Source organism: Microbacterium sp. nov. GSS16 (genome assembly GCF_028198145.1).
In the GTDB taxonomy this organism is placed as follows: Bacteria; Actinomycetota; Actinomycetes; order Actinomycetales; family Microbacteriaceae; genus Microbacterium.
On the sequence record NZ_CP116338.1, the window covers coordinates 720,783 to 733,186 of the forward strand.

General features: G+C 68.6%; 11 protein-coding genes. 7 read left to right on the plus strand and 4 right to left on the minus strand.

Going from position 1 to position 12,404, the window contains the following annotated elements; all coding sequences use genetic code 11:
- The first annotated feature begins 86 nt into the window (after positions 1–86).
- The 6 genes from PGB26_RS03305 to PGB26_RS03330 all read left to right on the plus strand — a co-directional run bounded on the left by PGB26_RS03305 (position 87) and on the right by PGB26_RS03330 (position 7,441).
- Positions 87–785: a hypothetical protein gene (locus tag PGB26_RS03305; protein ID WP_271638865.1), complete on the plus strand. Its 699-nt coding sequence runs from the start codon at positions 87–89 to the stop codon at positions 783–785.
- A gap of 2 nt (positions 786–787) precedes the next feature.
- Complete coding sequence (locus PGB26_RS03310; RefSeq protein WP_271638866.1) at positions 788–1,510, plus strand: hypothetical protein; 723 nt, start codon at positions 788–790, stop codon at positions 1,508–1,510.
- Positions 1,507–2,610, plus strand: coding sequence for a hypothetical protein (locus PGB26_RS03315; protein ID WP_271638867.1), 1,104 nt, complete (start codon positions 1,507–1,509; stop codon positions 2,608–2,610). The genes PGB26_RS03310 and PGB26_RS03315 overlap by 4 nt, the downstream gene beginning before the upstream one ends.
- Positions 2,611–2,683: 73 nt before the next feature.
- Positions 2,684–3,799: a hypothetical protein gene (locus PGB26_RS03320; RefSeq protein ID WP_271638868.1), complete on the plus strand. Its 1,116-nt coding sequence runs from the start codon at positions 2,684–2,686 to the stop codon at positions 3,797–3,799.
- Positions 3,800–3,880: 81 nt separating this feature from the next.
- Complete coding sequence (locus tag PGB26_RS03325; RefSeq protein WP_271638869.1) at positions 3,881–4,720, plus strand: hypothetical protein; 840 nt, start codon at positions 3,881–3,883, stop codon at positions 4,718–4,720.
- Positions 4,721–4,813: 93 nt separating this feature from the next.
- Positions 4,814–7,441, plus strand: a complete 2,628-nt coding sequence (locus PGB26_RS03330) for an excinuclease ABC subunit UvrA (RefSeq protein ID WP_271638870.1) — start codon at positions 4,814–4,816, stop codon at positions 7,439–7,441.
- 62 nt (positions 7,442–7,503) lie between these two features.
- Here PGB26_RS03330 and PGB26_RS03335 read toward each other — a convergent pair whose 3' ends face one another.
- Genes PGB26_RS03335 through PGB26_RS03350 form a run of 4 tightly spaced genes read right to left on the minus strand, consistent with a single transcriptional unit; the run spans position 7,504 to position 11,673 of the window.
- Positions 7,504–8,826 (minus strand): hypothetical protein, encoded by a 1,323-nt coding sequence (locus PGB26_RS03335; protein WP_271638871.1) that lies wholly within the window; start codon positions 8,824–8,826, stop codon positions 7,504–7,506.
- Positions 8,823–10,295: a PD-(D/E)XK nuclease family protein gene (locus PGB26_RS03340; protein ID WP_271638872.1), complete on the minus strand. Its 1,473-nt coding sequence runs from the start codon at positions 10,293–10,295 to the stop codon at positions 8,823–8,825. The genes PGB26_RS03335 and PGB26_RS03340 overlap by 4 nt, the downstream gene beginning before the upstream one ends.
- The gene (locus PGB26_RS03345) at positions 10,292–10,582 is read right to left on the minus strand and encodes a hypothetical protein (RefSeq protein ID WP_271638873.1); all 291 of its coding nucleotides are present in this window, start codon (positions 10,580–10,582) and stop codon (positions 10,292–10,294) included. Before PGB26_RS03345 ends, PGB26_RS03340 begins: the two co-directional genes overlap by 4 nt.
- Positions 10,582–11,673 carry a hypothetical protein gene (locus PGB26_RS03350; protein ID WP_271638874.1) on the minus strand — a complete coding sequence of 364 codons (1,092 nt, stop codon included), beginning with the start codon at positions 11,671–11,673 and terminating at the stop codon, positions 10,582–10,584. The genes PGB26_RS03345 and PGB26_RS03350 overlap by 1 nt, the downstream gene beginning before the upstream one ends.
- Positions 11,674–11,915: 242 nt before the next feature.
- On the opposite strand from PGB26_RS03350, the gene PGB26_RS03355 reads away from it, so the two are divergent.
- The gene (locus PGB26_RS03355) at positions 11,916–12,401 is read left to right on the plus strand and encodes a pyridoxamine 5'-phosphate oxidase family protein (protein ID WP_271638875.1); all 486 of its coding nucleotides are present in this window, start codon (positions 11,916–11,918) and stop codon (positions 12,399–12,401) included.
- The last annotated feature ends 3 nt before the right edge of the window (positions 12,402–12,404 follow it).

The window sequence follows — 12,404 nt, forward strand, 5'->3', positions numbered from 1 at the left end:
TCTGTCGGCCCGCATGGGTCCTTCTCCCCATCGCCCGCATGTCGGACGACCGAATAGCCTGTACCCGTTGAGGTTGTGCTGTGGGGATGATGCTGCCGAATGAGCTGATCTGGGTGATGGAGAAGCTGGGCTTCGACTGGCCCGACATCGATGAGGACGAGCTTCGTCGTGCCGGGGTGATGATCTCGAACTTCCGCGGCGACCTCGAGAGCAAGATCCAGCAGATGGACCGCAAGGTGAACGGCGACCTCGCCGCGGCCATGCGCGGGCAGGCGGGCCCTGCCTATGTCAGCGCGTGGAACACCAACCGCTCGCAGAACCTCGAGAAGCTGCTCAGCCTGCTGCAGCCGGTGCCCAGCGGCATCGACATCGCCGCCGACGTCGTCTTCGGACTGAAGATCAAGGTGATCGCCGACGTCACCACCACGATGATCACGCTCGTCGGCATGCTCACCAACCCGGTCACGGCCCTCGGCGCCGGGCCCATGCTGCTGTTGAAGAAGAAGCTGCTCAACGCAGCGGTCGACATCGCCGTCGAGCAGCTGCTCGCCCAGCTGCTGCCCCTCGCCATCGAGCCTCTCGCGAACGAGCTGCCCCAGATCATCTCGGCCGCCCTCGACTCCCCCATCGTCGAGGCCGTCGCCGGCGATCCCGACGAGTTCTACGCCGACCTGCAGGCTCTCGAGCACGCTGAGGGCGAGATGGAGCAGCACGCGTCCGACGTCGAGTCATTGACCGCACAGCTGATGGCCGATCTGTCCGGTCTGAACATCACGGGAGGCTGACCATGGGACACCCGCTGAAGAACGCCGTCGAGCCCCTGCTCAGGGCCCTCGACGACACCCCGATCCACGTCCGTCAGCTCGCGGAGATGTTCCGCAAGCACGGCGACAAGACCAAGCGCAACGGCGTCGACATCAAAGACCTCGACGACACGGATGTCGTGCCCGACGCCCTGCAGAACGGCTGGAAGAAGGACGGGCCGACGCCCAACCAGATCGTCGACATCGACAAGGGGCAGCGCCCCGACCCGTCGGACTACCTGGATCAGGACTACATCGACGCGCACAAGGCCCGGTTCGAAGACGGCGCGGTGCGCTTCTATACGCAGACCAACCTCGACAAGTACGGCGCCGGCAACGGCGGTGAGACCTTCGTCTTCCCGAAGTCGGAGTTCGACCGCATCCAGGCCGAGGCGAAGACCCCGCAGGAGCTGGGCGCCGCGCTCGGCCTCGGCGAGAACTTCTTCGTCGACAAGAACGGCAACACCGTCGACATCGTGAAGGCCGAATTCAGCCTGCCGGAACTGCAGAACGGCAATTTCCATGTGCCGCATGGCAACGAAAACGGCGCCAACGCGCAGTGGATTCCGGGCGGTTACCTCCCCGATGGCACCCCTGAGACCTCGTTCGCGATCCATCCGAACTCGACCCCCGACGACCCTTCGGTCGGCGGCACGTGGGGTGACTTCAGCAAGTTCGTGTTCGGCTCGAAGCAGGCATCCGGATGACCTCCGTCCTCTACCCGCGGCGGTTCGAGATCTACCGCCTCGAAGCCCTCGGCGACGATCCCTACCTCAGCGTCGACGAGGCCCGCGAGCAATACGAGCAGGGCGGCGGCTTGACGGTGGTCCCGGCCGATCAGCCGGTCTCGTGGATGCTCGACGTGTCATCGAACTCGCATCGTTTCACCGTCTCGTTCCACACGGCGCAGAAGAAGCTGCTGCGCCGTGTGATGTGGGAGCAAACCGATGGGATGCTGTTCTGCCGACGCATCGCCGATCGCTTCTACCCAGCCGGCGAGGAGCAGATCCCGCTCGTCGACGTCATCACCGTCACGCAGGACATCTCGACCGACGGCGTGCTCGAGCTCACGGTGCAGACCCCGGGTGAGGACGAGGAGTTCACCCAGGTCGACGGTGTCGATACAAGCGGCCTGCGCGAAGCCGTCCCGCAGTTCGGCCAGTGGCATCCGCTCATCGCGGCGTCTCGGCCTGCCGAGGCGACGCGCGTCGGTGACGGTGCGGCCGCCGCTGCGCACGCCCTCGCAGCGCAGGTCAGGCACGCGGGCGGCGATCGTGTGGCGATGTTCGATTCGATGTGGCGGATCCCCGCTGATGCGGAGGTCGTCGTCCGCAACGTCGAAGCGGTCCTCACCGGAGCTGCGATCGACAGCCTTCCGCTCATCACGCGCGGTGACGCACGAATCGTGCCGCTGGCCGCGCAGCTCGGGACGCCGACCGGCGATCCGAGAGAGCTGCGGCATCGCATGCAGCTGCTGGCCGACGGGATCGACGGCGCGTGCGAGTACCGCGCCGGTCGGGGAATCCGCATCGACCTCGCCCGCACCGGCGACGACGAGGTGGCGGCGTACACGGCGGCACTACGCGAAGCGAACACGACCGAGGCGACCTGGTGGGAGATCGACCAGGCGCATGGCGTGACCTTGGTCTGGACGGGTGACGAGAACCGCGGTGGCCTCACCTTGGCTCTGCATGTGGTGCCGATCAGCTGGGTGTCCGAGCGGCGGACGCGCCCCGCGGCCCGCTGGATCGACGTGCGGTGGGATCCGACCGAGTGGCCGGACGAAGGCCGAGGATCGGCTTTCTGATGGATCTGGCATGGCAGTGGGCTGATGTCGTCTACTTCGCCGCCACGACGCCCGGGGAGCGCGAGGTCTGCGAGTGATCGTCCCCGTATCGGGCGAAGTGGTGATCGCCACCCTCGAAGAGATGCTCACCGAGCGGCGTGCTCTGCCGACCGAGAACAGCTGGCTCACGGCCGGTGTCCCTTCGTTGCGCAAGGGGGAGGCCCTGATCGTCCCGCTCGCGTGGCTGCGCGACGCCGAGCCCGCCGATTCCGCCGAGCTGCGCGCCCAGACGAATTCCCTCTGGTCGGCGATACAAGCTGCGAGCGAGTACCGGTGGATCCACACGAACGGCATCGATCTCGATGTTCCCCGGGCCGTCGACTCGCCGACGTACGCGGCCGAGCTGCTGCGCACCGGCGCACGGCGCGCCGACTCGTGGGGTCCTGGCGACTCGCTCTGGAGGATCGTCCTCGTCACCTACGGCGCACCGCTTCCCGCCCCCGTCGACGCGGTGGCGGTGCACGTCATCCCCATCGAATGGATCGACGCAGAGATGCCGCCCACCGACCTGAACTGGTCGTGGGATGAGGTCGTCGCCCTCGCCGCCGCGAAGACGTACGACGACGACGTGGCTCCGCCACGACCTTTCCACCGGTCGACCGTGAACCGCGGGGCACTGCTGCCCTCCGACGCCTGCGACCTGATCGTGCAGCATCACGGGCTGCTCCCCGGGGCGACCGAAGCGACGGAAGACGGCTGGCTGGCTGAGAACGTGCCCGTGCTCGTGCGCGGTGAGGCGAAGATCATCCCTCTCACCTGGCAGGGCGACGTCGATCGCGGCTGGAACCCTTACGCAGACGACGATGACATGCGGACTTTCGTGTCGCGCGTTCGTGATTCGATCATCGACGCCGCCGGTCCAGCCACATCGGTCGACTTCACCGACACTTCCGAACCGGTGGACAGCACCGGATCGTACCGACAGGCACTGCAGAAGTCCCGGGCCGACCGAGCTGAGTGGTGGCGCGTCGTCGACGGAACGACCATCGCGCTGGTCTGGACGCGTGGATGGCCGGCCGTCGCCCTGCACGTCGTCCCCGCGAGCTTGCTCGACGAGTCCCTCGCCTCCGACCCACTTCCCGACATCGACCTGAGGTGGAGCTGGGACCAGGTGGTCGAACTCGACCATGCGACGACCGACCTGGTGTGATGGCGCGCGAAAAGGTCCAGTCGGACCCGGCCGATAGTGTTGCAGGGCAGGACGAGAACGAACGTGTGGGGAGACTGCGGAATGGACACTGAGGCGCGCATCTATGCAGCCAGCGAACTCGGCGTGCTGGCGGTCACCGCCCCGGGCGACGCGCATCCCCGCGTCGAGTACGTCGGCGGCGAGCTGTTCGTCGGGCTCACCGATCCGTCCGGAGCGGCGGTCACGCAGGGGCAGGTCGAGACCTGGTCCCGCCCGTTCGCCGACGTGGTGGCCGATGCCGTGGCATCCGCCCGCCCTGTCCCCGCCGCCGTCGACGGGATGATCCTCATCGATGACGAAGCGGTCGCGGCATCCGTGCTGGTCGACCCCAGCCGGATCCCGGCGGATGCCCTGGCGGGCGCGCCGGTGGTGTTCGCGCTGGCGCGCGACCACGTCGCGATCGTCGGAGCCGACGACGAGGCCGCGGTCGCACGCGTGCTCGACGACGCGGAGCGCCTCTACGACGCGGGCGGGCCGCTGGTCAGCGTGCATCCGGTCGTGCTTGCCGACCGGCAGTGGGGACGATTCGACTGGCTGCAGCACTTCCCCGACCTCGAGATGCGCATCCAGCGGGTGCTGCGCCTGTTCGCCGTGCGCGCGTACGAGCGCCAGGGCGAGGCGCTGCAGCGACCCGACGTGCTCTTCCTCGTCCCCAAGATCCGGGTGCTCGAGACCGGGGTCACCACCACGTTCGCCGCGTGGCCGAAGGGCACCGCGTCGCTGCTGCCCGTGGTCGACAACGTGATCGTCGCCGACCCCGAGGGCACGCTCAGCGTCGCCACGTTCGATCAGTTCCTCGACGCCGGCGGCGACGCGATCGTGCGCACCAACCTGTCGCCCGTGCGCTACTTCATCCCCGGCGAGGCGCCGAAACCGGAATGACCGGGCGCGCTCGCGCGGGCGGCGCTGCGCTGAGGCTCCAGAACCTGACTCCGCGCTCAGACCCCCTGATGCGCGCTCACTAGACTCGTTCGGATGCTCGACACGTCACCGGCCGCCGATCCGTTCGTCCGCGTCCGCGGCGCCCACGAGAACAACCTGCGCGGCGTCGACGTCGACATGCCACGCGACCGCATCGTCGCCTTCACCGGCGTCTCGGGCTCGGGCAAGTCGTCGCTCGCATTCGGCACGATCTTCACCGAGGCGCAGCGCCGCTATCTCGAATCCGTCGCCCCGTACGCACGTCGGCTGATCCAGCAGGGCCACGACCCGCACGTCGACTCGATCACCGGACTGCCGCCCGCGGTCGCGCTGCAGCAGCGGCGCGGCGCGCCCAGCTCGCGCTCCAGCGTCGGCACGGTCACCACGCTGTCGAACTCGCTGCGCATGCTGTTCTCGCGCGCCGGCACCTACCCCGAAGGCGTCACCGAGCGCCTCGACTCCGACGCCTTCTCGCCCAACACGGCCGCCGGCGCCTGCCCGCGTTGCCACGGCGTGGGCGTCGTGCACGACGTCACCGAGGATTCGCTCGTGCCCGACCCCTCGCTCAGCATCCGCGACGGCGCGATCGCCGCCTGGCCCGGCGCATGGCAGGGCAAGAACCTGCGCGACATCGCCATCACCCTCGGCTACGACGTCGACCGCCCCTGGCGTGATCTGCCGCAGGCCGACCGCGACTGGCTGCTGTTCACCGACGAGCAGCCGGTCGTGCAGATCATCCCGCAGCGCGACCGCATCGAGAAGCCCTACAACGGCCGCTTCTGGAGCGCGAAGAAGTACGTCTTCCACACCCTCGCCGACTCGCAGAGCGCCATGATGCGCGCCAAGGTGCTGCGCTTCATGCGCTCCGGCCCGTGCCCGCTGTGCCACGGCACCGGGCTGCGCCGCGAAGCCCTCGCAGTCACCTTCGCGGGGCGCTCGATCGCCGAGCTGAACGCTCTGCCGATGACCGAGCTCGCCGAGGTGCTGCGCCCCACCACCGAGATCACCGACCCCGGCGCGGCGCTGCCCACCGCGGCCAGCGGCGAGCGCACCGACGTCGCCGTCGCGATCGCCGCCGACCTGCGCGCCCGCATCGGGGTGCTCTGCGACCTGGGCCTCGGCTACCTCGGCCTCGGCCGGGTGACCACCACGCTCTCCCCCGGCGAGATGCAGCGCCTGCGCCTGGCCACCCAGCTGCGGTCGGGACTGTTCGGCGTCGTCTACGTGCTCGACGAGCCCTCGGCAGGCCTGCACCCGGCCGACGCCGAGCCGCTGCTCGAGGTGCTCGAGCAGCTCAAGCGCTCGGGCAACTCGGTGTTCGTCGTCGAGCACAACATGGACGTCGTCCGCCGCGCCGACTGGGTCGTCGACGTCGGCCCCGCCGCAGGCGAGGGCGGCGGCGAGGTGCTCTACAGCGGCCCCGTCGACGGCCTCGAGAAGGTGGATGCCAGCCTCACCCGGCCCTTCCTCTTCCCCTCCGCGCAGGGCGAGCGTGAGGCCGCACGCGAGCGCCGTGAAGCGGCCGGGTGGCTGCGCGTCGACGGCATCCGGCTGCACAACCTCCACGACGTCGACGTGGCGATCCCGCTGCAGACCCTCGTCGCCGTGACCGGCGTCTCGGGCTCGGGCAAGTCGACCCTCGTCAGCCGGGTGCTGCACCAGGTGGTGCGCGATCACCTGCATCCGGATGCCGAGGCCGCCGACCCCACAGAAGACGAGACCGACTCCGATGAACCGGGGATCGCGGAGGCGACCGCACCGTCCGACATCGACGTGCTCACCGTGCGATCGACCGACGGGCTCGAGCTCGTCGACCGACTCGTGCGGGTCGACCAGAAGCCCATCGGCCGCACGCCGCGCTCGAACCTCGCCACCTACACCGGGCTGTTCGATGCGGTGCGCACGGCTTTCGCGCGCACCGACCTCGCCCGCGAACGCGGCTACACCGCCGGGCGCTTCTCGTTCAACGTGCCCGGCGGGCGCTGCGAGACCTGCCAGGGCGAGGGCTTCGTCGCCGTCGAGCTGCTCTTCCTGCCCGGCAGCTACGGCCGCTGCCCCACCTGCCACGGCGCCAGGTACAACGACGAGACCCTCGAGGTGCGCTGGCACGGGCACTCGATCGCCGACGTGCTCGCGCTCACCGTCACGCAGGCTGCGGACGTGCTCGCCGAGATCCCCGCGGCGGCGCGCAGCCTGCGCGCGCTGCTCGACGTCGGGCTCGGGTATCTGCGCCTCGGCCAGCCTGCCACCGAGCTGTCGGGCGGCGAGGCGCAGCGCATCAAACTCGCCACCGAGCTGCAGCGAGTGCGCCGCGGGTACACGCTCTACCTGCTCGACGAGCCGACGACCGGACTGCACCCCGCCGACGTGCGCCTGCTGCTCGCGCAGCTGCACGCCCTCGTCGACGCGGGCGACACGGTGGTCGTGGTCGAACACGACATGAACGTCGTCGCCGACGCCGACTGGGTCATCGACCTCGGGCCGTCCGGCGGCGACGCGGGCGGGCGGATCGTCGCGACGGGAACCCCGGATGCCGTCGCCGCAGCGTCCGGGAGTCGCACGGCTCCCTATCTCGCGGCCGCGCTCGCGCGCCGTGCGAGGGCGGCATGCGCGCGCACGAGATCACCGAAGACGACCTGCAGCCCGGCATCCGCACCGTCGCCGCCGCGATCGTCGCCCTGACCGATGCGCAGTTCGAGGGCGCGGCGTACATCCGGCTCTGAGCCGGGATCGGCCCGGCGCGGTCACGCGGAGGCGGGCACCACTTCAGCGAGATGCCGCGGCAGACGAGCGACGAACTCGTCGGCCATCTCGATCGGGTCCTTGTAGTCGACGAGCTCCGAGATCAGCGGACCGACCGACTGACGCTCGGCGCGCTCTCTCCACTCCTCCACGAAGTCGATGACGGCCGGCATCCGATTCGTGTTGCCTGAGAGCCACAGCACTGTCGGTGCGTCGGGCGAATCGCTCTCGTAGAACGCGATGCCCTGGCCTGCACGGCTGATCCGAAGCGCCCCGATCCCCACTCCGCGGAGCGGCTCCGCGGTCGCGTAGCGGACGTTCCGGGAGATGTCGTCCGCATTCCGGCCCGTCAGGCGTGCCGCGAACTGCGAGATGAAGCTCTGCACGCCCGGGTCTTTTCGGTGGATCTGCTTCGGGCCCTCGGACGGAGGCCGAGGAACCGAGGCGAGCGGCGAGAATTCGCTCTCCCAGTTCGCCGTCCGCGCCGCCTCGGCCTGCGGGATGCTGCGGCTGAGCCGGCCTCCGCCGTCGCGCCACCACTGCGCGCCGTCGAGAGTGAAGCGCAGCAGCTGAATCTCGTAGTAGGGACGCTTCTGACCGTCCACCGTGATCGGCAGATGCACGCCGAGCACGTGCGAGGTCAGCGGCGCCCGCGGCCGGTCGTCATCCGGCAGATCGACCCGCAGGTGGCCGCTCGTGTCGACGGCCACTGCTGCGGCCCAATCGCTGCTCGGCTCCGACCCGGGCGTCGGCGACATGGCCTCACCGCGGTCTTCGGCATGAGCGCGGTTGATGGGCAGAAACCATGTGCCGGGTGGGATGACCGCTTCTCGATTGCGCAGTTCGAGGGGGGATTCGCCATTTTTCACGGTGACCACCAGGTCGACATCGCGCACCAATGTCGACCCGTTGTTGATGACCACCACGCCCAGATAGCTCCCCCGCTGATCGGAGTGAGCGGTTTCCGCGACCCAGGCAGTCACCTGTTCAGCGCGAGCGCGATCCGCGACCTCGAGATTCGCCTCCCGCTCGGCGACCACATGCCGACGCTGCCCGAGCGCCACTGAGATGGTCACGACCAGCACGAGGGTGTTGAGTATGGGGCCGAGCAGACCTCCGAAGGTGTCGCCGACGGCGCCGAGGGGAACGGTTTGCTCGATGGCCGGGGGCAGCGGCAGACCGGCGAGGGTGTGCAGGCCGATCCACACCAGCACGACCAGCGACCAGACCAGCATCGCCGCGACGGGAGACAGCAGCACCACCAGCCCCCAGAACCACGGGCGACGCCACCAGGCCGATCCCCCGTCGACCGAACGCCCCCTCACGAGGCGTCCGCGATCGGATAGACCTGGGGATCGCCCGTCTGCTGGAAGTGACGGATGACAGGCAGGTGCGCGATCACGCCGACCCGGCCGGGGCGTCGGTGTCCGAGGTTCCAGTGCACGCGGTAGCGCTTGCCGTCATCGAAGGTGATGGCTCCGATGCGCTCGCGCATGTCGATCTCGGTCCTCTTATACCGCTTCGCGTCGGATGCGCTGTAGGGGTGATGGTCCGGGTCGTACAGCAGCGCCGTGCCGTCGTACGGATTGGCGGGATCGGGGAGGATCACGGTGCCGACGACCGCACCGAACTTCTCCTCGAACTCGCCGATCGACGTGATCCCGTGCTCGACGACGAAGGCCTGCGCGATCTTCTGCAGCGTCTCCGTCTTCGAGAACCTGCCGTTGCGCTTGTCACCCCAGTGGAACTTCGACGTGTCGTTCGCGAAGGAGCTCGGCCGGCTCTGCCACACGTGGGCGACGAGGCGTCGCAGTTCGATCTCCGTGATCGGGCGTCCGAGCTCTTGATCGAGGTGCACCCGCAGCTCTTCAGGATCGATCTTCTTCGTGCGGGCGGCCTTGAAGTACTGCTTGTCACCGCTACGCGTGTCCTCGGCGTTGACCACACCCATCTGCTGGGCCACCGAAGCGAGCTCCGCGCCGAGATCGGGGTACTCATCGAACGCGTGCGTGATCTGCTCGCCGAGCCTTCTGTCGAATCGGCGGTGGATCGTGCGGCGGAAGTCGAGCACGATCTTCGCCGCGTCCGCGTCACCCCGATCGGTGAGCAGCTGGATCACCTCATCGAGCAGCCCCTCGAGCTGCTCGTAGGTGACGGTGCGGAACTCCGGATCCTCTGCGTGCTCGTCCTGACGGGGCGTGAGGTAGACGAAGTGGCGGCCGGCATCGTCGATGCCGCGGTAGTCGCCGGTGTCGGTCCTCCATCGGCGGATCTGCTTGCGCAGGCGAGCAGCCTGCGTCGGCTCGAGGTCCGCTGATGCCACCGACTGCTCCATGCTCTCGAAATCACCGCGGATGACCCAGTTGTACCAGGTGGTCTGCGCTGTCAGCAGTCCGCTGCGGGTGTGCTCGCTCGTGTCGGTCTTGTTCTCGATCACCAGGGTGCGCACCGGCATCCCCTCCTCGTCGTAGTCGACGAGGAGGACGTCGATGTTGCGCCACTCCCTCGGGTGCACGCGGGCGCGCTCGGAGATCTCCGGCGCACCCTCGCCGAGGGCCGTCTGCACGAAGCGGGAGGCGAAGAACGTGCCCAGTCCGTGGTCCTCCTGCGGGTCGAGCAGCCAGCCCACCATCTTGCTGTACCGGGTCTCACCCGCGCTCGCGCCGTAGTCGACGATGTCCCAGAAATTGGGCACTGGACGCAGGATCTCGCCGACCAGGCGACTGCTGTCGCCGGTGATGAGATCTGCGAGTACCCGTGCGATGACGGTGTCATCCTGATTGAAGCTGCTCATGCAACCCTCCCGTAGTGCGAAACATGATGAGAAGCGGGCGCAGCGCAGTCGTGCAGATGCACCTCGGTGAGTCGCGCGAGTTCCAGCGCGTAGTGGCGTCCGCAGTAGACCTGAACCTCGGGCTCGAGGGGCTCGTCGTCTTCTCCGACGTGGCCGCCCCGCCCGATGCGGTACTCCGGCGTGGTGGTGCAGACGCTCTCATCCCATGCGCACCCGCGTGGACGGTCTTCACCGTCGCTGTCGTCGATGCCGATGACGTCGTCTTCCACGGTCGAGCGCGTGGCCATCAGTCCTCCTCGATCGCGAGCACGGCACGCAGTCCGGCTTCGGCGCGCCGGATGCCGGCCTCGAGCTCTTCCCGCGTGAGGTTCTGCTCCTCGTCGAGCCATCGCCCCCACCTGTCTTCGAACTCTGCGCGGCGGCGATGGTGCTGCTCGCGCCTCGCAGTCGACGGTGCTGAGATCTCGACCAGCGCCCCGTCGTCGTCGGTCTCGATGAGCAGATTCGAACTGCCCCACGGCACCGGCAGAGCTATGTCGGTTCCTTCGACCCCGAGCAGAACCCAGTCGCCTGCCGCGGGGCGTGCGTCGCCGTCGCGACTCAGCGTGCTGTTGCGGGCCACCGCAGACCACGAGAGCACGGCGTCCGCCCACCAGCGGATACGCGTGCCGCCCGACATCCGGACAGTCGCCGAGGGTCGTGGGGGCAGGTGCCCCTCCCGTTCAGCGAGCGCGACCGCTGAATCCTGATTGGTCGCGACCACGATCGGAAGATATGCGACCGCTTCGTCGCCGTCCATCTTCTGCAACAGCTGCCCATCCCGCATCTCGTCGCGAAAATAGGGGTAGTCCGCGAGCACGAGCGCGATCACACGCACCCGAGTGCCCGAGAGCGCTTCATCGATCCAGGCTTGCAGGGCGGACACGGTCGGGAAGGAGTCGACGGCGACCTCGTGGGCGCCGTAGGCCGAGATCCCCAAGGATGAGCGCTTCACCATGCTCGAGAGCTCGTCCTGTCCCCACCGTCGTACGCTGCGCGCGCTCGCTTCTCGCTGGGCCTCTTCGAACAGGATCGCGTCGTACCAGTCCTGCAGGGCGGCCTTGCGCCTCAAGGACCTTCGGTAGGGGTGCGGCAGAGGGGTTTCCCGGCCGTCGACCCGGATGCTGCCCTGCATCGCAGCTGTGTCCGGCGAGTCCCGTCTGTGCCCATCGGTGTCCCAGATCTCGTACAGGACGTCCTCTGCGCCGGCGACCGTGGATGCGACGCGCCAGCCGAGCCGTCCGTCGACTCGGAAGAACACGAAATCGTCCGGCGTCAGAGCGCAGCCGTGCCGCGTTCGGGCGCGCTCGAGGTGCGCTTGGAGAGAGGTGGAGAACACGCTCTCAGTTTCGGGAACTTCCGTGTCCGCGAGGAGCGAACCGCTGTCCGGGATCGTCCGGTTTCGTGCGGGATCTCGGTTCCGGGCACGAGGTTCGAGGGGCCTCGCACCTCCGGCTCTGAGCTCCGACGGCGTAACCCAGCGCGCTCGGCATCACAACCCCCTCGTCGCGCGTGCGCGCGGCGGGCATCGTGAGGGTCACACGCCATCCGCATCCCGCGGGCGGCAGGAAGGGACAGGCGATGACCGACACCACCGAAGACCGCAAGAAGGTCGCCGAGCTGATCAAAGACTTCCGCTTCGCGATGCTGACGACGCGCAAGGGCGACGGCAAGCTCGTCGCCCGGCCGTTCACCGTGCAGGAGGCCGAGTTCGACGGCGACCTGTGGTTCCTGATCTCGAAGAGCTCATCCCCTGCGGAAGAGCTCGCCGCCGACGCCGACGTGAACGTCTCGATGAGCTCGAACGACGCGTGGGTCTCGCTCTCCGGAACGGCGTGGCTGGTCGACGACCGCGCCAAGATCGATGAACTGTGGAACCCGATGGTCGAGGCGTGGTTCCCCGACGGACCCGACGACCCCGACGTGGGCCTCGTGCGCTTCACGGCGGAATCGGCGGAGTACTGGGACTCCCCGGGCGGGCGCATCGCAACGGTGTTCAGCTTCGTGAAGTCGAAGCTGACGGGAGAGCAGTACGACGGCGGCGAGAGCGGCAAGGTCGACCTCTGACCT

What these genes read in the sequence shown, in the direction of transcription:
- PGB26_RS03345 (WP_271638873.1), bottom strand. Translation starts at nt 10,582, where the DNA reads ATGGCCACGCGCTCGACCGTGGAAGACGACGTCATCGGCATCGACGAC.
- PGB26_RS03330 (WP_271638870.1), top strand. Translation starts at nt 4,814, where the DNA reads ATGCTCGACACGTCACCGGCCGCCGATCCGTTCGTCCGCGTCCGCGGC.
- PGB26_RS03325 (WP_271638869.1), top strand. Translation starts at nt 3,881, where the DNA reads ATGGACACTGAGGCGCGCATCTATGCAGCCAGCGAACTCGGCGTGCTG.
- PGB26_RS03305 (WP_271638865.1), top strand. Translation starts at nt 87, where the DNA reads ATGATGCTGCCGAATGAGCTGATCTGGGTGATGGAGAAGCTGGGCTTC.
- PGB26_RS03315 (WP_271638867.1), top strand. Translation starts at nt 1,507, where the DNA reads ATGACCTCCGTCCTCTACCCGCGGCGGTTCGAGATCTACCGCCTCGAA.
- PGB26_RS03340 (WP_271638872.1), bottom strand. Translation starts at nt 10,295, where the DNA reads ATGAGCAGCTTCAATCAGGATGACACCGTCATCGCACGGGTACTCGCA.
- PGB26_RS03310 (WP_271638866.1), top strand. Translation starts at nt 788, where the DNA reads ATGGGACACCCGCTGAAGAACGCCGTCGAGCCCCTGCTCAGGGCCCTC.
- PGB26_RS03355 (WP_271638875.1), top strand. Translation starts at nt 11,916, where the DNA reads ATGACCGACACCACCGAAGACCGCAAGAAGGTCGCCGAGCTGATCAAA.